Origin of the sequence: Filifactor villosus (assembly GCF_042652965.1) — a bacterium.
Lineage (GTDB): Bacteria > Bacillota > Clostridia > Peptostreptococcales > Filifactoraceae > Filifactor > Filifactor villosus.
Window position 1 is genome coordinate 218409 of record NZ_JBHSHL010000003.1, and the last position, 22613, is coordinate 241021.

Sequence of the window (22613 nt, forward strand, 5' to 3'; positions counted from 1 at the left end):
CCCTACAGTTTTGTGTAGACCGCGTCCATTTCTTCGGCGAGTTTCCGCGCCAAGCCTATGGAGAAGACTCCGCCCTCCGTATCGATGACAAGGGTCGAGATACCTGAGAATTTGACTTGCTTTGCGGCCTCGAGAGCCAGTTGTATCGGAGGACCCGGCAGGTCATCGTAGGTCGCTTTGCCATCGGTCAGGAGGATGAGGAGGGGACGAAGGTCCGCATCTTTCTTCTCCTCAAGGCGAAAGACTTCCATCGCTTTTCTGAGACCGGGGCCGAGGGGGGTTTTGCCGAAGGCGGGGATGTCCTGCAAGCGTTTTGAGGCGTAGTTTGCACTCTTGGTAAAGGGGAGGATGAGTTCGCAGGTTTGGTCATAGAACAGGAGGACACCGACCTTATCACGGGAGATATAGGCCTGGGAGAGCAGGGCGAGCACGGCTCCCTTCGCAAAGGACAGCCTGCGTTCGAGACCCTGAGATCGGCTGGTGTCCAGCAGGAAGAGGATGGAGGAGTGCTGCCTGTTGTAGTACCTCTTCAGACGGACATCCTCGTCTCGGATCAGGACAAGGGGACCTTGCTTTTCGTCTTTTTCCCTCTGATCTCTGCGAAAATTTTGCCATGGAGCAGCATGGCGAAGGGTGGATGCAAAGTCGATCTTTCCCGCTTCTTCGGACAGTCTATATCCTCTGCTCCTTCCTCCTCCACGGATAAGTTTCCGGGATGAGGCGGGATCTCTTCCCGTCTTTGATTCAAACCTCCCTTCCTTTTTGATCTCCTTGAGAAGGTCTGTAAGATCTTTCTCCCTGCCGCTCTGAATGACGGGAAGAAGGATCGAGCGAGTGTTCGTATCTTCTTTGGGTCTTTCTCCCTATCCTCCCTCCGAGCTCTCGGCGTCCCCACTGCCCTGAGAGGAAGCCTCGTTGAGGAGGTCGCTCAGGATGGAGGGATCCATGGTTTTGTTGTCCAAGGGGGCCTTTCTCATCCGATGGGGGAGGGTATAGAGGGCGGCACGGCGCAGGTCCTCCGTGGTGACGTCGCGGCGTCCGTGGTAGGCCGCCAGAGTCTTTGCCGTCTTGATCATACTGATGTCGGAGCGATGGCCTTCGGTTTCATACGCAAGTCCGATCTGCACTGCAAGAGCGAGGATCTCTCTGCTTATCTTAACTTGGGGAAGAAGTTCCACTGCCTGTTTGATCTGTTTTCGAAGTGCGGTCGTCGATTTTGCAAACTTCTTGCAGAAGGAGGAGGGATCTTCTTCATAGGCCAAGTGATGTTCTATGATTTGAATGCGGGTATCCAAGTCGGTCTCGCCTTCCACGTCGACGACCATCGGAAACCTGTCGAGGAGTTGGGGGCGAAGGCTGCCTTCTTCAGGGTTCATCGTTCCGACAAGGATGAAGCGTGCCGGATGACTGTAAGAGATTCCGTCTCTCTCGACCGAGTTTACCCCGCAGGCGGCCGCGTCGAGGAGGAGGTCGACGATGTGATCGTCCAGAAGGTTGATCTCGTCTACATAGAGGATGTTTTTGTCCGCCTGTGCAAGAATGCCCTTTTCAAACTTTTTTTCCCCTGTCTTGATGGCATGCTCCACATCCAAGGTGCCTGCGACCCGGTCTTCGGTCGCATTGATGGGAAGGTTGACGATCTTGAGCGAAGATATGGCATCGGACAGGGCTCGGACCGCCGTCGATTTTGCCGTTCCCTTCTGTCCGCGGATCAACACTCCTCCGAGGGAGGGGTCGATTACGTTGAGAAGGAGAGCTTCCTTCATGGCATCCTGTCCTAAGATGGCGGTGAAGGGATAGTGTTTTGTCTTTTTCATATCGTTCTCCTAGTGTTCCATATCGGTTTCGGTTTCCAGATATACTTCCTGTAGAGTGCTCCACTCTTTGTCCGTAGGTGTCCACAAACCTCGGTTCTTCGCTTCTGCAAGTCTGTTCAGAACTTGGATATAAGCCCAGCGATTGCTCTGCTGCATCCGTCTGCGAAGATGTTCCTCGAAGACGAACTGTTTTTGGAGATCGGAAAAGGTCTTTTCGTCTATAGAGTTTGTGGTCGAGGCAAAGCCGATGACGTTCTCGAAACGTTTTGCGATCTCCTGTACTCCGTGGTACTGATGGCGCATCATTCCTTCGATCCACTGAGGATTGAGAAGGCGGAGGCGGATCCCCCTTTGGAGGGCAGTCTTTATATCGCGGACGGCTATGCCTGCGCCTACAGTGTCGGCGACATACATATCCGCCTGTTCTCCACGGACATTCTCTATGGCCTTGGAGAGACCTCCGTAAAACTCATAGTAGTGATCCAAGTCCGTCAGTTCGTACTCCACATTGTTTCGGACCTGGGAGAGGAGTTCGACCCTCTTGTAAGAAGACAGGAGGCTGTTCCTTGCAGGGAAGGCTCTTTGGGAAGAGGAGTAGAGATAGGAGAGGTCGTCGGCAAAGAAGTCGCCCAGTTCCCTGCTGTCCTTCCAACTTCCCTCCTTGATTCTTCGGGTCAGGGAGGTACCGTACTCTCCTTCACCGGGGCCGAAGATCCTGCTTCGGGCGAGCTCTCTTGCGAGTTCGGATCTTAGACCGGCCTCCAGATTTTCGCGGTAACGACGCTCGGTATTTTTTGCAAAGAAACTGTCCTTCGGATCTTCTTTCAGCTCGTCCAACTTGCGAAAGAGCTCGTTCAAATTTTCCAAAAGATTGGGGAACATATCCCGGAAGAAACCGCAGATATGGATGACGACATCGATACGAGGGCGATCGAGCTCTTCAAGGGGGAGGAGCTCGAAACGGCTGTCAAATCGATCCGAACCTTCCTTGAGTCTTGCTCCGAGGTAGTAGAGGATCTGACCGAGGGTCTCTCCCTGTGTCTTCGATGTTTCAAGTCCCCAGAGGATGACCGCCGTCGTCTCCGGATAGGCCCCGTGTCTGTCAAAGTAGGAGCGAAGGATGTTTTCGGCTATGGTCTTACCCCTCTCGAAAGCTGTCCTTGTAGGAACGTGCAGAGGGTTGAACTGGACAAGGTTTCGTCCCGAGGGAAGAAGATTGGGTTCTTTGAGGATATCGCCTGCGATTCCTACAGGAAGGTAGGATGAATTCAGAGCTTCGGTCAAGGAGTCCAGCTCGGTATTGTTCAGACAGTAATGGAGGAGGGTCTTTTTCTTCTCCTCATATCGGGTATCTTCCTTGCCGATGAACGAAAGTGCACGTTCGGCGAAGGATTCGGCTTCTTCCGGAGTGTAGGGTTTTCCGAGGATGTGAAGTCCGTCGGGGATCAGGGAGGTTTCATACTCGTAGAGTTCTTCTTCGATCTTATCGAGCATTGAAGAACGCAGGACCTCTCCCTCTTTGAGGAAGGAGAGAGACCTTGAGAGCTCTTCCATGTGGGTGAGCAGATCGTTGCAGCGTTCGGGTGCTATCTGTAGAGCTTCCCTGTACTCTGAGATCAGTCGTTTCAAGTCCGAGTAAGGACCGTAGAGTTCGCTTTCCCGAAAGACGGGAGGAAGGTAGCTGATGAGGCTCGCGTTGCTTCGTCTTTTGGCAATCATTGCTTCGGAGGGATTTCCCACATAGTAGTAATAAAAGTGGGGAAGGAGCCCGAGAAGTTTGTCCGGCCAACAATCGCCGGAGACGGCATTTTCTTTTCCGGGAAGAAATTCCAAGGTGCCGTGTGTTCCGATGTGTATCACCGCATCTGCCTGAAACTCGTGCTCAAGCCACAGGTAGAAAGACTGATATTCTTTAGAGGGAGGAAGGTTGCGGTCGTGGATTTCCTCTTCTGTCTGATTCTGTTTTTTCACGGGTTGGATCCCGATAAATATGTTGCCGGAGCGAAATCCTCTGATCGGGACTCCTTCATAGGTATAGGGGCTTGGAGAGGAGCTTGCCCAAGCCGGATCGTTGCACATCCCGTCCGAGGTAAAGAAGCGGCGGAGTTCTTCTTCCGAGAGCTCTTCGACCTGATAACCTTTTCTGTGCAAGTGTTTCAGAATGTTGGACAGGGAAGAGAAGGAATCCAGGAAGGAGGCGGAGAAGAGGCTGCCTTCTCCGGCGGGGTAATTGTAGCAGACGAGGGCGATCTTTTTATCGCAGTTGGCCTTCGTTCTCAAAGTGACAAAGCGATCCAATCGTTTGCAGAACGTCGAGATTCTCTCTTTGATCGGCTCGGTGATACTGATGTCAAGGCCCTCTTCCTCCGCGATCCGTTCTCGGCGCGAGAGACCTAAGGGATAGGTGTGGATCGCTCCGTCCAGTTCCGGCAGGAGGATGCTTATCAGAAACTCTCCGGAATCCAAAGCACTTCGTTCCTCCCATTCGGTGCGGTCCGCCCTCGTGACGATGAGGGGCTTGAAATAAGGAACGTTACAGTTCTCCAGGATATCGATCGCCTTCTGTGCATCCCCTCCCATCGGGCCTGCTCCGAGCCGAAAAGGCATGAGGTTGACGACGGCACACAGGGAAATCTCCTTATCACACAGGTAGGACCTCAGGTCATCGAGGTCACAGTCTCGGCTTTGGGAGAAAGCAATGGGCAGGACGTTGTAGTTTTCCTCCAACTGGGTGAAGACCTCCCGCGTGACCGGGGAGAAGTCGTTGGGATAGCTGTGACCGTAGAACAAAAGGGCTACGGTCAGGGGTCTTGGTCGTGTAAAATGCTTCTTTCTATAAGAGGGCAGGGATTCGAAAACCTCGCCCGTAAGCGGATGTTTGAGGTAGATCCCGTATTTGATACCGGAGGGCTTCTCCTTGGGGACCTGCCTCTGTCCGAGATATTCCCTCAAGATCAGGTGGATAAAGGAGCGAATATCTTCCTCGGTGCCCTGTTGCCAGTAATCTGTCAGACGAAACGCATTTTTGATATCTTTGGCCATTCCGAAGGGAATGATGTTGCCCAGGATCATAGCAATCCTTCTCATTCGGTGCATGGTCTTAATCGCCCGCGAAGTGTCGTTTTGCCGACGCTGTTCTTCCTGTGGCAGGCGGATATCCTCTTTTTCGGGAGAATTTCTTTTTTTCATCATGGACATGGAGAAGGCACCGAGTTTGGTATATTCTCTACAGAGATTACCGATGATTAGGCGATGTCCCCTGCACCTCTTCAAACCTTCCTCGAAGACCTCCAACAGGACGGGTGAACTGCCCATAAGATCCATGACCACAAAGTCCGAGTCTTCGATGGAGGATATGATCTCCTCTTGCCGGGATAGGAGGAAGGGGACGCAAGAGGGCGAGATGCGAAGGAGGTTCCAGACGATTTTTTGATTCAGGTCTCTTTCGAATTCATGTCGCAGGTTCGAAAGGTGGTAGAGGGCGGGTGAAGATACCGCGATTACCGTGATTTTCATAAGCAATACTCTCCTTTTACATACAGCGGTTCTTCTTGTATTTTAGCATAATTTTTTGAAATGAGTAAAAGTTTTGTATCGGAGGTGTCTCTTGTGCGATCGGATAAGAAAAGTTTCGTAAAAATATATGGCGGGATTCGAGTTTTGACAAGGTAAAAAAAACCAAATAATAAGCTTTTTAAAAACTTATTACAAAGTTTTGTTTACCTTGTCAATTTTGTGGGGGTATAATGAAGAGGAAGATTAAACATTAAGGTCGAGCAAATTCCGAGAAAGTACAAAGGGGGATTTCCCCGTGTCCGAGGTTAAGGCTCGACATCAAGTAGGAAGTCCATGTGGCGGCAAATAAGGAGGTATGGTATTTGGAAGAGCGATTAAGACAGGAGATCGCCCTGTCTATCAAGGATTTCGGTCTGCCGAAGTATGAAGACATCCCCGATATCGGGATGTTTCTCGATCAGGTAACAAAGTATATATCGAAGTATATGGAGCCCTTGGAGAGTATCACGATTACGAGTTCCATGATCAGTAACTATGTGAAGATGGGTCTGATCGAGAGTCCGATCAAAAAACAATATTACACGGAGCAGATCGCCTGCCTGATCTTTATTACCCTTGCAAAATCGGTGCTCTCCCTCGAGGACATTAGGATCTGTATGGAGAACCAAAAGCAGATCTGCGATATGCGAATGTCCTATGAGTATTTCAGGGAGGAGTTCGAGAGGACCCTTTTTAGGGTCTTCGGTTTGGAAGATAGGTCGGAAAACGCCGGAAAAGAAGAGGCACAGGAGAAGATCATGCTCAGAAACACCGTGATAACGGTTGCCCACAAGGTGTATTTGGACAAGTGTTTTTCGCGTTTATGTAAGGAAAAGCAAGATCGGGACTGAGGCGGAAGCGGATCGGTTTTAAGAGAAGGGAGCCCTTGCAGAAGAGGAAGGATAGGTTCTTTGCTTATAGGTCCGGACGCTTAAAGTTTCGGATTCTGATGTTTGGCAGGATATCTATCGTTTTCGCAGATGCTATTTCACACAATTGTTCATTTGAATTATGGATGTCGGGATTTGTGCTCCATAGGAGATGAAACGAAGCTGTACAGTCAAAAAGAGATGTAACAAAAGTTCTAAGGTGATACCGAATAATTTCGAAAAACCAGTCTAAAATAAATTCTGTACAAAGAGTGAAATTTTTAAAAGTATTGATATGACCGATTTTTGTGTTTTTTAGAATCGAAGAAAAATCGGAAGTTTGCCCTCGTGAGGGATTTTCCTAACGGATGATAGACTTAGACCGTTTGATTTCAACGGACATAATACGTCGGAACGGTTTGGACGAAAGAGAATATTTATATACAAAGTACTTTGGATTCGAAGAGAAGAGGAGGAAAGAAGATGAGTAAGACGCTTATTATAGGAGGAGTTGCGGGAGGAGCGACAGCAGCTGCAAGATTGAGAAGGTTGGATGAGAAGATGGAGATCATCCTCTTGGAGAGAGGGGACTATATCTCCTATGCCAACTGCGGACTACCGTATTATATCGGAGATGTGATTAAGGAGAGGGAGGCTCTTCTGCTCCAGACGCCCGAAGCGATGAAGAAAAAGTTCAACATCGATGTAAGAACGGGAAATGAGGCCGTCTCTATCGATAAAGAGAAAAACCGTGTTACGATCGCACGCAAGGACGGTTCGACCTATGAGGAGACCTACGACGATCTGATCCTGGCCACGGGATCTTCTCCGCTCAAGCCTCCCATTCCGGGGATAGACGGAGAAGGGATCTACACCCTTTGGACGATTCCCGATACCGATACCATCCGCAGGGTGGTCGACGAGAAAAAGCCCGAAACTGCCGCGGTAATCGGTGGGGGATTTATCGGACTTGAGATGGCGGAGAACCTTCATAAACGCGGGATTCATGTTTCGATCATCGAGGCTCAAAATCAGGTCATGGCGCCGATCGACTTCGAGATGGCTCAGATCCTGCATGAGAACATGATCAACAACGGAGTGGATCTGAGGTTGGGAGATGGTGTCAAGGAGTTTCGACGGGTAGGGGATCGGACGGAGATTGCTTTGGCGAGCGGAGATCTCGTAAAGGCCGATATGGTCATCTTGTCCATCGGAGTAAGGCCCAACAGTTTGATCGCGAAGGAAGCGGGATTGGAGCTCAACCAAAGAGGCGGAGTGAAGGTCGATAAGACGATGAGGACTTCTCATAAGAATATTTGGGCGGTTGGAGACATCATCGAGATCGAAAACTTTGTCAGCAAGCAACCCGGGATGATTCCTCTGGCAGGTCCGGCAAACAAACAGGGAAGGATCGTTGCAAACAATATTGTATCTTCAGGAAAGGGTGCTTCCGACCTGGAGGAATACGAAGGAACGATGGGAACCTCGATCGCCCAAGTCTTTGACTTCAGTGTGGGAGCCGTAGGACTGAACGAGAAGGCCCTAAAGATGGAAGGAAAGGAAAAAGATAAGGACTACTATGTCGCGACAATCACCCAAAAATCTCACGCGGGCTATTATCCTATGGCTACGCCGATGACGATAAAGATGATCTTCGACAAGAGCGGAACCATATACGGGGCGCAGGCGGTCGGGCAGGATGGCGTAGACAAGAGGATCGATGTTCTCGCAACGGTGATTCGATTGAACGGAACGATTGAAGATCTCAAGAAATTGGAGCTTGCCTATGCTCCGCCCTACTCTTCGGCGAAGGATCCCGTCAATATGCTCGGTTTTGTCGCGGAAAACATTCTGCGTAAACTCGTAGTCTTCCGAAGCCCCGAGGAAGTCGAGAAGATGAAGGGAAGGGAGGACTTCCTTGTACTTGATATCATGGAAGATGTGGAGCGTTCGGTATGGGCGATGGAACCTTCCGTTCACATTCCGCTGGGAGAGTTGAGACAGAGGTTGCATGAACTTCCCAAGAACAAGGAGATCTGCACCTACTGTGCCGTGGGCGTGCGCTCCTACAATGCTGCGAGGATCCTGATGCAGAGCGGATTCGAAAAGGTAAGCGTGCTTGAGGCGGGAACAGGCTTTTACAAGTCGGCGACTTTAGATGTGAAGAAGGAAAATCAAAAAAACATCGACAGGGCAGAAGGAGGCTCCGACAGAGGAACTGAGGATGTAAGTCGGAACACTGCTGATGTTAGAATCATCGATTGCTGCGGACTGCAATGCCCGGGACCGATCATGAAGGTCAACGAAACTCTGAATATGATGAAGAGCGGAGAAGTCATGAAGGTGTCTGCGACCGATATGGGCTTTGCCCGTGACGTCGAAAGCTGGTGCAAAAGAACGGGAAATACCTATCTCGGAGCGACCAAACAGGGTTTGGAGAACATCGTCACCATCCAAAAGGGAGGGGAAGGAGAGGCGACCGGTGTCTGCAAGGTCGAGGAAAAGGTAGAGCAGAACCTTCCTCAAGGCAAGACGATGGTCGTCTTCAGCGGGGATCTGGATAAGATCATAGCCTCCTTTATCATCGCCAACGGAGCGGCGGCTATGGGACGTCCCGTGACCATGTTCTTTACCTTCTGGGGCTTGAATGCACTTAGAAAGTCCTCGCCGGTCAGAACTCAAAAGAACCTTATCGAGAAGATGTTCGCTCTGATGATGCCCAGAGGGATCGGTAAACTTAAACTTTCCAAGATGAATATGGGAGGAATAGGAACTAAGATGATGAGGGCGGTCATGAAGCAGAAAAATGTCGCGAGCTTGGAAGAATTGATGAAGAGTGCGATGAAAAATGGAGTCAAACTCGTTGCCTGCACGATGTCCATGGATGTTATGGGGATCAAGCAGGAGGAACTGATTGATGGAGTCGAACTTGCAGGAGTTGCGACCTACCTCGGAGATGCCGAGCAGTCGAATGTAAACCTGTTCATCTAAAGCAATAGCACACAAATGTGAAATCTTGATTTTTCTGTGAGTATGCAAGAAATGAAGTTTTGTTAAATCAATACTTTCAAGGAATTCAACATTCATATCAAAGCGATTGTATGACATTTTTCTAAATTGTGTGGTGTTTTCTTAAGAGAAATAGTACGGGTCCCGTAACACTATTATCTGTATGAATGGAGAGTTTGAGTGCGTTGAATTATAGGATCGCTCAAGTCATTTAGGCAAGGATAGATCCCGAACGGTTTAATACTATTCTTCGATAGAAGTATGGATATATCTATTTTTCGATGACGAAAAACTATGTTGTCTTTTATGGGTCACAGATTGTTTATATCCACTATTCAAAAGAATAGTAGTATAAATGTAGTGTAGCCAATAGAAAATGAGGTTATCTTTAAAGATAACCTCATTTTCTGGTTTGGGGTAACTATAGAAGATAAAAGAAAAAGATAAGAACGATCTGCCCTCGACTAAGCATCCATACTTTGCCCGACTTCCTCCGTATCAGATCGTACCGTCCAAGACATCCTGTAGGGAGGTGGATGCAAGCTTCTCTTCCAAAATGGCTTGTAGACCCTTGTAAAGCTGGTGGACCGCACACTGAGGAGATCTTCCGTTGTTGCAGTACAGGTCATCTTCCAGACATCGATTGAGTTTGATGGTCCCCTCCATCAATGAGATAATCTCAAGAAGGCTGATATCCTTGGCTTCCTTCTTGATAGAAAAGCCTCCGGTAGCTCCTCTGAATTGAGATACAAGACCGTGTCCGACCAACTTGCGCATAATTTTAAGTACATAACTGGGAGTTACATTTGTAGCTTCGGAAAGCTCCCGACTGGACACAATGTCACCTGTTTTTGCCAAATGGACCATAATACGAATTGCATAGTCTGTGGTAATATTTAGTTGCACGCACTTCACTCCTTTAATACAAAGATATTTCCGTGAGAGGTTTCATCAAGGCAACAGCCTCTCTTGCGAAAGAAATATGAAAACGCCTGTGCAAATTGAAAAACAAAACTCACAATAAGATTTTCTTCAGCCCAACATACAAGAACTGAAGACGAACAATGAAACACACATAGCCCCAAAGGACCTCATTGTTCGCAACGGACACCGGTTACTACGGTATGTATCGGTCTATTCCAAAAGTTGTAAGATGAGTATAACACTTTATATCCCATAAGTATAGATGGAAGAGGCGGACTTTACAAAAATACCATACTTATCGGAGTAGATAAGGTTAATATCCGAAAATGCTGCGAAAAAGTATTGAGCAAATGCTACGCAGGCATACAGCTCCATCTCGGTATCCATACTATTATTTATTGGATCATTGATATCAAGGAGCTGTTCTGCGTAGAAGTTGTAACGGATTTTTGTAGTCGCAGAGCAGAGATGAGCACACTTCTATTGGAGGGACTATTTTCCGATGAAACTGCCGGAGCAACATATAACCATCAAAAACAGCTTGTATGCTCACAGGTTTCAATCATATGAGAGGTCGATACAACAGGTAGTGGTGTAAACTGCGAAAATCCGTCAGGATAACTTCTTTTGAGGCTGCTGTCATCTGTGAGAAGATAGTATGCGGTTGCATTGTGCAATGGTTTTCTGATAGGAAAGACGGCTTACAAACGAATCTCGGAAGGAAAGGCCTCGTCCTTCATAATGCCCCACATCTTGTCGATGTAAGAGAGGGTGTAGAAGTTTTCGTAGTGATGGTAATAGAAGGCACCCTTCAATGTCATCTTGTAGCACGAGCCTTCTTTTTTGAAAAAACCGAGCTTTTCCGCGAGAAAGAACTCCAAGCCGTAGACCTTCTTCAAGGGGATATGGAAAAAGTCTTCAAAGTTCTTCGGATTGACTTCGGTGCTGTAAGCGGTCCAAAACAGGTAGTAGATCATCCTCTGTCTAGGGGAGAAGTGCAGGGTGAGAGAGGTGGGCAGGTTGTTTTGAGAAATCCTGCGACAGTATTCCTCTACCGAGAACGTGTTGATCTTAAACTGATCTTTGAGGAGGGTGGTTGCCGAGCAGCCGAAACCCAGGAAGTTGTCTCTTGTCATTGACGAGTAATTCGCGTTTTCTTCATTGGAAAAGGTCCAGATGGAATTGCGTACATAGCCCTTCTCTTCAAAATGAAGTGTAATCTCATCGAGCAATCTTCGTTTTTCATTTTTTCTCATGGGAGGGACTTTGTTTGATGTGAAGTCAAAGTCGATAAAGGGATAGACGGCAATGTGGTTGGCTCCGATCGAGAAGGCAAGCTCCGTGTCCGTCTTCAGGTCGTCCGCCGTTTGTCCGGGAAGGGCGAAGATAAAGTCCATCGACACCGTTTCAAACGAATAGCGCTCCAAGGTCTCCCTCATTCCTTCTATGTTGAGGGGAGGTCTGCCCAGGATGCCGAGGAACTTGTCATGAAAGGATTGGATGCCGATACTCAGTTTGCTTACTCCGGCCTCTTGCAACAGAGAAAGGGTACTGTCGCGGATGTCTTCGGGATGGAGCTCCACCCCTATGCCTTCCGTGATGATAAAATGCTGTTTCAGCAGATCGATGATCTCCCCTAAGAGGTCTGCAATAAGAGCGGGAGAACCTCCCCCGAAATAGAGGCTTGTTACCTTTTTCTTTTCCTTCATGTCTTTTGTAACCATACGGATTTCGTTCAGGAGGGCTTCAATATAAGCTTTGCAGACGGACTCGTCGTAGACCTGCTTGCAGTAGGGGCAGAAGGCACAGATATTGCGACAGAACGGGATATGCACATAGAGGCCCAGGGAAGAGCAGTCCTCAAAGGGTAGGCTGTTATCGTATTCGTCTGTAAATATAAAGGGATTTAGGGAACGGGTGAGCCACATTCGGCTGAGAGTTGTCAAGATACTCATGGCGACCTCCTGAGATATATTCGATACAAGCCCCTTTCTTTGATTGGTGTAGGGGCTTGTATCAAACAGGTTTAAAAACATCTTTTTTGTAACTCGAAATTCGAGATAATGGTGTATTGGTTTGAAGAAAACGTCTAAAATCTGTTTCACATAGTAAATACGCTTTATGGAGTTTTTTCGAACCGATCCGAACGAGTGGAACATGGACATACATCGTTGTTTGAGCGATAAGAAGTTCCGATGTTATGTTTTACAACTTGGTTTTCGGGTCCAAAAACATCCTCGTTTCATTGTTACGTTCCTTTATCAGAAAGGATCTTTCACAAAGATACCTCTTATTATCACGGTATTTCCATTAGTGGGTTTTAGTATAAAAACCGGAGTTCGTCTTTGTATGGCGTTTTTTATAGGTCGTCCTCGATAACGCTGGACTTGGAGTAAGCGGAGACCTTGGCTTCGAAGAAGTCGGTCTTGATGGCGTTGGGATCGGAGTATTCCATGACCCATGCCATCGACGGCGGTTCTTTCTCATATCCTTCGTAGATGAAGTCAAAGCCCAGACCGCGACAGCGGAGGTTTCCGAGGTACTTCAGGTACTCTTCGACCATCTTCATCGTAAGACCCTTGATACGGTCGCCTATGACGTAGTTCGCCCACTTGATCTCTTCTTCGACTCCTTGGCGGATCATCGAACGAAATGTCTCGATGTTCTCTTCGGTGAAGAGTTCCGGCTCTTCCTTCTTTAATTCCAAGATGATGGAGCGGAACAACCAGAGATGGGTGTTCTCATCGCGGTTGATGTAACGGATCTCCTGAACCGTCCCGGGCATCTTTCCGCTACGACCGAGGGAGTAGAAGAACATAAAGCCGGAGTAGAAGTAGATCCCCTCCAGGATGTAGTTGGCAACCGCAGTCTTGAGCAGGTTATACTTGGTCCGGTTGTAGTAAAAATCGTTGTATTGCTCCCCGATGAACTTGTTTCTTGCCAGTAGGAGAGGATCGTCCTTCCATTGATAGAGAATCTTGGTCCTCTCCTCGGGCGAGCAGATGGTGTCCAGGATGTAGCCGTAACTTTGAGAATGGATCGCCTCCTGATAGGCTTGGATGGTCAGGCAGAGATTGACCTCGTTGGCAGTGATAAATTCTCCGATGTTCGGCAGGTTGGCCGTCTGCAAGGAATCCAGAAAGATCAGGAAGGAGAGGATCTTGTCGTAAGCGGTCTTTTCTTCGTTGTCCAGATTTCGATAATCCTTGATATCCTGTGTAAGATTGATCTCTTCGGGAATCCAAAAATTGTTCATCGCATGACGGTACCAGTCGCTGACCCATGAATATTTCATATTGTTGAAGTCATTGAGGTTGGTCGTGTTTCCGTTTATCATTCTTCGCTTCGAAAGTTCAATGTCCCCATGTTCGTTAAACAGGGCTTTTCGTTTGATTTCATCCATGATGTTTTCCTCCTATTATGAACTGCAACTGTCGCAGCTTTCAATTTCCAGTGATTTGCTTCTGACATAGTACAGAGTTTTGACTTCCTGCTCGCAGGCATTGATATAGAGCTTGAGTATCTGGCTCATACTGAACTCCGTTGTAATATACAAGTTGACGGACTGTGATTGATCAATATGTCTTTGACGCACCGCCGCGGAGCGGATGACCCAGCTTTGGTCGATCTCGTGAGCATTTTCGTAGAGCCAGAAGGTTTCGGGAGTAAGACCGGGTGCAACCCTCGGTACAATCTGTCCCTTTTTCTCTTCCAGGAAGTAGCGTTTCATCACGGGATCGATGGCGGCTGTCGTACCGGCGATGATTGAAGTCGAACCGGTTGGAGCGACCGCCATAAGATAGCCGTTGCGAAGTCCATGTCTGCCGATCTCTTCATAGAGCTTTCTCCAACGCTCGGAGGTGTAGGATCTTTTCTCGAAATACTTTCCGTTGTCCCAATCGGAACCCTTGAAATAGGGATAGGCGCCCTTCTCCTTGCTGATTGCACAGCTTGCCTTGATCGCGAAATAGTTGATGTCTTCATAGACCTCATCGGCGAAGGAGATATGCTCTTCACTTTGGAAGGAGATTCCGTTTTTGACCAGGCTGTGATGATAACCGCTCGTACCCAGACCTATGGCTCTGTATTTTTGGTTGGTGATCTGTGCATAGGGGAGCGGATAGTAGTTGAGGTCGATGACGTTATCCAGTGCGCGTACTACCGTGGATACGACTTCTTCAAGCTCCGTCTTGTCCCTGACATCAATATTACCGAGAACGAGGGAGGCAAGGTTGCAAACAACGAAGTCTCCTGGCTTGGTCTTTTCCACCACGACCTCTTCGTTGTCGACCATGACGACCTCGGTAGAGATGGTCTCGATTCCTTGCATATTCTGTGCAATCTCGGTACAGAGGTTGGAGGAATAAATGATACCTTTGTGCGGATTGGGATTGTATCGGTTGACGACATCTCGGTTGAAGACGAAGGGGGTTCCCGTTTCGACTGCCGACTTGATGATCAGCCGTACCATATCTTTGACGCTCATCACACGTTTGTCGAGCCTCGGATCCTCGATGCAGCTCTTATATTTTTCGACCCATTCATCGCCGTAGCTGTCTTCGAGTTTAAACCCCTTTACATTCTCAATTTCGTGAGGACACATCATATACCAGTTGGCATCGATATCTTCTTTAGCAAGCTTCCAGAAATAATCCGGGAAACAGACCGCCGGGAAGATATCGTGTGCCTTCATTCTATCATCTCCGTTGTTCGTCCTGAGTTGAAGAAACTCCGGGATGTCCTTGTGCCAGATATCGAGGTAGACCGCACAGGCTCCCTGTCGTACACCGAGTTGGTCCACCGCAACTGCCGTGTCATTGGCGAGCTTGATCCATCGGATGACACCGCCCGCCACTCCCTTGAAGCCGCGGATGTCGGATCCCATCGCACGAACTTTGCCGAAATAGAGACCCATTCCTCCTCCGTGCTTGGATACCTGAGAAAAATTCGTGATTGAACGATAGATACCGTCCAAACTGTCGGGAATGGTGTCGATAAAGCAGGACGAAAGCTGATGAAAAGGCTTTCGGGCGTTGGACATCGTGGGGGTCGCCATGGTAACCTTGAGGGTACTTAGGATATCGTAGATTTTTTTTGCCCAGTGGACCTTGTGCTCCTTCTCGGGCAGGGCGAGGTGCATGGCAATGCCCATAAACATTTCTTGAACGGATTCCAAAATCTTTCCTTCATTGTCCTTGATGAGATAACGCTTCATCACCAGATCCAGACCGCTGTAATTGAACAGGCGGTTTCTGTTTATATCAAGATAGGATTCAAGTTCATCGATCTGAGCATCCGAATAGTGTTGCGTAATGTATTCTCCGTAAAGACCTTCCTTGGTCAGAAGATGGATCTTTTCTCGAAACGAGTAGACTTCAAGTTTATTCATCTCTAAAGAGATGTGTCGCTCGATCTGTAGAGAGAGGAATCTTGCGGCGATAAACTCCCACTTCGGAGCTTCCTTGCTTGTCAGCTCACTGGCCGCCTTGATCAGGATGGCGAGGTGCTCGCCTTCGTTCATGCTGTCCTTCGCAAACGACGAAAACTTGCTCAGAAGGAAGGACAGGTTATAGGCATCTTCTTTGAATTCTTCCTGAATTTGCTTCATCTCCGATAGGATGGAGGGATCCTTGAAGTATTGGCCGAAATCCTCAAGAGTCTTTCGCATCGTATGGTGGCTTGCACGGTACAGAATGTAGGACTTGACGACCGCGTAGTAATTGTTTTCGATCAGTGCGATCTCGACAAAATCCTGGACTTCTTCTACGGACACGATATGATGTTTGGGAAATTGTGTCCGCACCTTTTCTTCTACTTCCTTCGCCATCGAGGCGATCTTCTCGTGATGGATAGGCATTCCGACACTGACAAATGCCTTTTCCATTGCAACTTCGATCTTCCTTATATCGAAGTCTTTTTCTTCTCCGTTTCGTTTAATGATTTTCACATGTATTCTCCTATATTGTTATAAATTTTAAAAATTGTATAATAATATACCACATATAGTAGGTATTTAAAAGTGGAGAAGAATGTGGGGAGAGCAGCCTTGTAAGTGAATGAAAAGGATTAGAAGGGAAAAAATTTTGTTAGGAAAGAACTTGGGATTTTTTTGAATTTTAAAAATATGATATAATAAAAATAAATGAAAACATAATATTAAGTGAGAGGTTTATTCATATCATTTGGAACTGTTTTCAAAAATCTTTTGTATTGTATGAAATCCGAGGATACAATATCGCCGCGGAAGGAAGGTGGGGCGTGAAGAAGCACAATACATGCGGAAAAGAAGGAAGACAACACCTAAAGATATGCAGGTATGCCCATTGTTTTGAATGATGTGGAGTATTTGGACAGCAGAACATTAAAGATACAAAATGATCGTTGCATCGTTCTCCGTTTAAAATGCAGGTTGGAACGGAACCGTATGCGTGGAATGATATGTATTTTAGAATATACATCGTTGCTGATGGGGACGTTTTTGAACCTAAACCTGAGTCGTGAAACATAGCAGCAGAACTTCTTAACGCGCAAACAGAGGATTTATAACAATGGCTCACTCCTTTGGGTCGGCTTAGCACCCTTCGTAACTCACTCCGTTCATACTTCAGTGAGGAAAAAGCAATTTCGATAGTGTGGGAGATGAACTTCGTAACTCACTTCGTTCATACTTCAGGTCTACACGCCGATCCATTTCCCGCTTTTTCAACCGATCGCAAGCCACATCTGCTATTAGAAAAAACGTATCTCTCTTCGTTGTGTATCTTCCTATTTGAGTCCTGTGTCAAAAAAAAACACCCTGGACAACCGGGCAATGTAATAGAATAGAAGGATTACACTATTGTGCCTTTGAGTTATGGATATCAATGAGCTGTACTTTGTAGAAAAAAGGAATATTCGTACTCATAAACCGGATGTAACCGAACTTTTATCAGGGAATTGTATCAAACCTGTGCGATAGCACAATGAAAAATGGGGATAGACAAAGACTTATACAGGAAACAGAAATATACTGTTTTTGAACGGATTTGAAATGTTTAGGAGTAGCTTTGTGCTTAAGACTTGAGAGTATTCAATTAGGAGGTAAGGATGTTGGAATATATTCGGGGAGCTACACCGTTTCTCAATGCAAGCTGCCATACCCTTGCAGAGGACGAAACTTGCAGTATTGTTCGTATTTCGGATATCGGCGGTGAGGGGATGATGACCTTCTATAAGGTGTTGCCCGGGATCTGCGTTCTATATAACGATTTTCATATGTCATCGTGTGAATCGAATTTTCATCCGGGCTTTGATATGCTTTGTATCGACCATTGTCGGGAGGGAAGGCTCGAACAGGAGGTGGAGGATGGAGGATATACCTACTTTGAGGCGGGAGAGCTCAAGGTGGATCGACGTATCCGTCATACAGGTCATATGAGGATGCCGACAAAACATTTTCATGGAATTTCTGTTGTGTTCGATATGAAGGAGGCCTCCAAATCTTTACCTGAAGCTATGGCGGGGTTTCCCGTGGATTTGTATCACATACAACAGAAGTATTGCGACGACAAACACCCCTTCGTCATTCGGGGTGTACCGGAGATCAAACATATTTTTTCAGAGCTCTATACCATCCCTCTGAAGATTAGAGAATATTATCTTCGGGTAAAGATATTGGAGCTTCTCCTCTTCCTCGATGCCTTGGAATTTTCGGATGAAAACAGGGAATCAAGACCCTATTTCTACAAGGCCCAAGTCGAAAAGGTCAATGCCGTTCACAAACTGTTGATACAGGACATCGAGAACCGTTATACCCTCAATGAACTGTCCAAACGTTTTGACATCCCTCTGACAACACTTAAGACCTGCTTCAGATCCGTTTACGGGAACTCGATTTTTGCCTATATGAGGAGTTATCGAATGAATCATGCAGCCAATCTCTTGAGAGAGCACAAGGAACTGAGCATAGCGACGATTGCCGGAATGGTGGGCTATGACAGTCCCGGCAAGTTTTCTTCCGCCTTTAAGGAGGTAATCGGTAGTACGCCTTCATTCTATCGAAAACATTCTGTCCATATGGAGAATTTATGGCCGGACGGAGAAGATATAAAACAAAAATAAACTTATAATGGGATCGATCGAGAATACCTCGGTCGATCTTTTTTGTAAGGAAGAGGTAATACTATTTGTCATTTGAATGATGGAGAATACTATTCCCCGTTTAATACTATTATTCAATAGATGTATTGATAGATCCGTTTTTTCAACCTGCAAAAAATCTCTTTATCTTCTATGGTCACAGTCTTTATCTTCTATGGTCACAGATTGTTTATATCCACAACTCAAAGGAAAAATAGTATAACATGTCAGGGAAACAGACTATATTTACCGAAAACGTTTTGAGTAATCCGAGAATTCAAACTCCGCAACCGGACAATTTGAATGGATAATAGTATAAAATCGACAGGTGGAACGCTTTGAAGCATATCATCCTCCAATTGTTTTTTTGGAAAGGATAGATGTTTCATATCCGAAATTTCAAACGGAGAAGGGTATAAAAAAGCTCATACAGATAACCGAGCGATTTAAACAGGTAATAGTATGAAATCCGATGAGCAAGTATGTTGCTATATGTTGCTTTATGATACGAGGAGGTATGTCTTGTGCAAGAAAAAATAAATGAAAAGGGTTGGATGAGAGAACTTCTCCGGTTTGCCTCGAAGAGCAAGGAGAAGATGCTTCTTTCGATGTTGTGTTCTCTGATCAGTGTCGCAGGAGGATTTGTTCCCTATCTGTGCCTGTATCGGATTGTGGAATTGTTCCTATTTGATGACCCGGATCTTGCGAGTTTTTTATTTTGGTGTATGATTGCAACGTCGGCCTACCTCATTCACTACCTCTTTTTCGGTTTTTCGACAACTCTTTCGCACAGTGCGGCGTACAACGTCCTCTATCGGATGAGACTTGCTATTGCAGACCGATTGATGAAGGCTCCCTTGGGGAGGGTCACGGAACAGGAGATCGGATATCTCAAAAATGTGATGATCGAAAAAGTTGAGGGCATAGAACGTCCTTTGGCCCATATGATACCGGAACTGGGAGCAAACCTTGTTCTTGCCCTCTCGGTATTTGTCTACCTGTTTTGGCTCGATTGGAGAATGGGTTTTGCCTCCATGCTCACCCTGCCTGTGGCTGCAGTCCCCATGATGGTTACGAACAAGGGTTTTGAAGAAAAGTATTCTGCGTATATGAAGGCGAGCGACTATGTCAACAGCGTTATTGTGGAATATGTGTCGGGGATCGAGGTCGTCAAGACCTTCAATCAATCCGCCGGTTCTTATCGGAAGTTTACCGAAGCGGTCCATTCTTATAGGGATTTTATCTTGGAGTGGTTTCAAAGTTCGCATAAGGCGATGAATCTGATCTTGTCTATCCTGCCGACGACATTCCTGGGAACCTTGCCGGTCGGACTGAGCCTGTATAAACTGGGGATCATCACTCCCGTAGAGTTGACCGTATGTTTGGTCTTGGCTCTCAGCCTTCTCCCTGTTCTTATGAAGGCAACAATTTTTATCACGGAGTTCAAGTCGATGAAATACAATGTGATTGGAGTAAGAGAACTTTTGAATATCGAGGTTTTGAATGATACGTCGAAACAGCCGAAACCTTCCTCTTATGATGTCCGCTTCGATCATGTGAGTTTTTCCTACTCGTCTAAGATGGATGACGCGGTTTTGCACGATCTCAGTTTTAAACTGAGTGAAGGGAGTTTTACCGCCCTCGTCGGTCCTTCCGGAGGAGGAAAGTCCACCGTGGCAAAACTCATCGCTCGATTTTGGGATACGAGCGAAGGAAGTATCAAAATCGGAGAAACGGATATCAGGGATCTTTCTCTCAGAGAACTCTCAAGCCTTGTCAGTTTTGTTACCCAGGACAACTTTCTCTTTAACTGTTCTCTCAAGGAAAACATTCGTTTAGGGAAACCCGATGCGACCGACGAAGAAGTGTTTGCGGCTGCAAGGGCTGCCTGCTGTGATGATTTTATCAGAAGACTGGAGCACGGATATGAGACCTCGGCGGGAGAAGCGGGAAGGATACTTTCCGGAGGTGAAAAGCAGAGGGTTTCGATTGCAAGGGCTATACTGAAAAATGCACCCATTCTTATTTTGGATGAGGCTACGGCTTTTACCGATCCTCAAAACGAAGAACAGATACAAAGATCTATTGGGCAGCTTACCGGGGGTAAGACCCTGCTCGTGATTGCTCATCGTCTTTCCACGGTCCGGAACGCCGATCGGATTCTTGTTCTTGAACGGGGGAGGATCGTAGACAGCGGAACCGGGGAAGAGTTGCTAAAAAGCAGTGCACTTTACAGGGCGATGTGGGAGGCCCATATTGGAGCAAAACACTGGGCGGTATCGCAAAAGGAGGATGTTGATCTATGTTTGGAACCGTAAAGAGAATCTTGGATTGGACGGGAAAGTATCGAAAACGTTTGTATTTGGGCTGTGTGTGCTCCTTCTTTGCCATGTGGTTTTCCTCTGCTCCCATCCTTATTGCATCGTGGGCTTTGGATAGAGTGTTGGATGATATGAATAAGATAAAAAGACTTGAATGGAGTACGGTTTGGCTTTCTTTGGCGGGGATCTCGGCTTCTATAGCGTTCAGATATTTTTTCTCCTATTGGAAGGCAAGGCTCCAGGAGAGTATCGGGGATGAGGTCGCTGCACAGGAGCGTTTGTATATCGGAGACATTCTTAAAAGAGTATCTCTGGGATATTTTTCAAAGAGAGATACGGGAGATATTCTGACGGTTTTGACCAATGAACTGTCGAGTCTCGAGCTTATGGGAATGAAATTGGTGGATTCCGTGCTAAACGGTTATATCAATCTGCTTGCTATTATTCTGCTTCTTTTGGTCATCTTTCCTCCGGGGGTTCCGGTGGTTCTTGCAGGGGCAGGCATATCTTCGCTGTTTCTTATCAGGATCAGTATCCATAGCAGAAAGAACGCCGGAATGAAGCAGGAATCGCAGGAGAGGATCACAGGTGCAGCTCTGGAGTATATACACGGCTTGCCGATCGTCAAGTCCTTCGGTCAGGAGGGAGTTTCGTTCAGAGAGTGGAAGGAGGCATGCAACAGGCACAAGGATATCAATTTGGAGATCGAACGCGGTGTTGTACCGAACAACTGTGCCCACTTTCTTTCTCTAAAAACAGCATCCGTTCTTTTGATATCGCTAGCCGGAGTGTTTACGCTCCGGGAAGCTATGACGGTGTCGGTATTTCTCCTGATAGCGATGTTTTCCTTTATGATTTTCGGCTCCGTCGAGAATATGAGTGATTCCGTCTATATGCTCGGTCTTATCGATACTTCGCTTGACAAATTGAAAGAAATCAAAGAGGCGGACTTCTTGGACGAGGACGGAAAAGACCTCTCCATTTCCGATTATGGAATTGAGTTTCAACATGTCTCTTTCGGCTACAGGGAGAAGGAGGTTTTACACGACCTCTCCTTTCGTATTCCGCAGAAGACGACTACGGCGATTGTCGGACCCTCCGGAAGCGGAAAAACGACGATTTGCAGTTTGATCATGCGTTTTTATGATGTCGGTAGCGGAACGATCAGAGTAGGAGGGCATGATGTAAGGGAGTTTAGCTGTGACAGCTTGTTGAAAAATATCAGCACCGTGTTTCAGAAGGTATATCTGTTTAACGACACGGTTAGGAACAATATAAAATTCGGAAAACCCGAAGCGACGGATGAAGAGGTGATCGAAGCTGCCAAAAAAGCGTGTTGCCATGATTTTATCTCGGCTCTGCCCCGAGGATATGACAGCCTTGTCGGAGAAGGAGGCTCCTTCCTCTCCGGGGGAGAAAAACAGAGGATTTCAATTGCGAGAGCTTTGCTCAAGGATGCACCCATCGTTATTCTCGATGAAGCTACGGCGAGCGTCGATCCGGAAAACGAACACCTCATACAGAAGGCCATCAGTGAATTGGTAAACGGAAAGACCATTGTGACGATTGCCCACAGACTGTCGACGATAGAGAAGGCCGACCAAATTCTGGTGCTTGATGAAGGGCACTTGGTGCAATCGGGTACCCACAAACAGCTTTTGGAGAAGCCGGGATTGTATAAGGATTTTATTGAGATTAGGAAGAAAACGGAGGGATGGCATTTTTCCTAATTTATAGCCTTGTCCGATAGAACTGCGGGGATACTATATTTTATGACTACGAACATCCGTGTTACCTTCTGTTGAGTACAGATCGTTGATGTCCATAACCCAAATGAATAACAGTATAATATCGACTTTCATATGTTGTCGCTCCGTCTATCCTCCCCGGTTCTTCCCGATGAGGAGGAAATCGAGCCGTGGATCTCTAGTTGTTTACATGACGAGGCTGTTGCATTTTGAGATTTTTGCACGGATAGCATTTCGTTGAAATGCGACTAC

The 22613-nt window shown here is 46.9% G+C and carries 13 protein-coding genes; 6 read left to right on the forward strand and 7 right to left on the reverse strand.

Annotated features, from left to right (window positions below):
• Positions 1-2: 2 nt before the first annotated feature.
• Complete coding sequence (locus ACFO4R_RS01380) at positions 3-452, reverse strand: VWA domain-containing protein (RefSeq protein ID WP_379787214.1); 450 nt, start codon at positions 450-452, stop codon at positions 3-5.
• On the opposite strand from ACFO4R_RS01380, the gene ACFO4R_RS01385 reads away from it, so the two are divergent.
• Positions 363-719, forward strand: coding sequence for a hypothetical protein (locus tag ACFO4R_RS01385; RefSeq protein WP_379787174.1), 357 nt, complete (start codon positions 363-365; stop codon positions 717-719). The two genes, ACFO4R_RS01380 and ACFO4R_RS01385, sit on opposite strands and share 90 nt — an antisense overlap.
• Before the next feature lie 144 nt (positions 720-863).
• On the opposite strand, the gene ACFO4R_RS01390 is transcribed toward ACFO4R_RS01385, so the two are convergent.
• Both ACFO4R_RS01390 and ACFO4R_RS01395 read right to left on the reverse strand, forming a co-directional pair.
• The gene (locus ACFO4R_RS01390) at positions 864-1817 is read right to left on the reverse strand and encodes an ATP-binding protein (RefSeq protein ID WP_379787175.1); all 954 of its coding nucleotides are present in this window, start codon (positions 1815-1817) and stop codon (positions 864-866) included.
• Between the two features lie 9 nt (positions 1818-1826).
• The gene (locus ACFO4R_RS01395) at positions 1827-5333 is read right to left on the reverse strand and encodes a cobaltochelatase subunit CobN (RefSeq protein WP_379787176.1); all 3507 of its coding nucleotides are present in this window, start codon (positions 5331-5333) and stop codon (positions 1827-1829) included.
• A gap of 335 nt (positions 5334-5668) precedes the next feature.
• Here ACFO4R_RS01395 and ACFO4R_RS01400 point away from each other — a divergent pair, with 335 nt between their 5' ends.
• Together ACFO4R_RS01400 and ACFO4R_RS01405 are read left to right on the forward strand one after the other, a co-directional pair.
• Entirely contained in the window at positions 5669-6223 is a 555-nt protein-coding gene (locus tag ACFO4R_RS01400; RefSeq protein WP_379787177.1) for a DUF1836 domain-containing protein, read from the forward strand.
• 501 nt (positions 6224-6724) lie between these two features.
• Positions 6725-9232 (forward strand): FAD-dependent oxidoreductase, encoded by a 2508-nt coding sequence (locus ACFO4R_RS01405; RefSeq protein WP_379787178.1) that lies wholly within the window; start codon positions 6725-6727, stop codon positions 9230-9232.
• A gap of 516 nt (positions 9233-9748) precedes the next feature.
• Here the strand turns inward: ACFO4R_RS01405 and ACFO4R_RS01410 are convergent.
• From ACFO4R_RS01410 to ACFO4R_RS01425, 4 genes are all read right to left on the reverse strand, one after another.
• On the reverse strand, positions 9749-10156 hold the full coding sequence (locus ACFO4R_RS01410; RefSeq protein ID WP_379787179.1) for an RrF2 family transcriptional regulator: 408 nt from the start codon (positions 10154-10156) through the stop codon (positions 9749-9751).
• 719 nt (positions 10157-10875) lie between these two features.
• Entirely contained in the window at positions 10876-12129 is a 1254-nt protein-coding gene (locus ACFO4R_RS01415; RefSeq protein WP_379787180.1) for a coproporphyrinogen-III oxidase family protein, read from the reverse strand.
• A 404-nt stretch (positions 12130-12533) separates the two neighbouring features.
• The gene (locus ACFO4R_RS01420; RefSeq protein ID WP_379787181.1) at positions 12534-13577 is read right to left on the reverse strand and encodes a ribonucleotide-diphosphate reductase subunit beta; all 1044 of its coding nucleotides are present in this window, start codon (positions 13575-13577) and stop codon (positions 12534-12536) included.
• Between the two features lie 15 nt (positions 13578-13592).
• The gene (locus ACFO4R_RS01425) at positions 13593-16121 is read right to left on the reverse strand and encodes a ribonucleoside-diphosphate reductase subunit alpha (RefSeq protein ID WP_379787182.1); all 2529 of its coding nucleotides are present in this window, start codon (positions 16119-16121) and stop codon (positions 13593-13595) included.
• A gap of 1139 nt (positions 16122-17260) precedes the next feature.
• Between ACFO4R_RS01425 and ACFO4R_RS01430 the strand changes: the two genes are divergently transcribed.
• From ACFO4R_RS01430 to ACFO4R_RS01440, 3 genes are all read left to right on the forward strand, one after another.
• Positions 17261-18274 (forward strand): AraC family transcriptional regulator, encoded by a 1014-nt coding sequence (locus tag ACFO4R_RS01430; RefSeq protein WP_379787183.1) that lies wholly within the window; start codon positions 17261-17263, stop codon positions 18272-18274.
• A 542-nt stretch (positions 18275-18816) separates the two neighbouring features.
• The gene (locus tag ACFO4R_RS01435; protein ID WP_379787184.1) at positions 18817-20610 is read left to right on the forward strand and encodes an ABC transporter ATP-binding protein; all 1794 of its coding nucleotides are present in this window, start codon (positions 18817-18819) and stop codon (positions 20608-20610) included.
• Positions 20595-22343, forward strand: a complete 1749-nt coding sequence (locus tag ACFO4R_RS01440) for an ABC transporter ATP-binding protein (RefSeq protein ID WP_379787185.1) — start codon at positions 20595-20597, stop codon at positions 22341-22343. The genes ACFO4R_RS01435 and ACFO4R_RS01440 overlap by 16 nt, the downstream gene beginning before the upstream one ends.
• Positions 22344-22613: the final 270 nt, after the last annotated feature.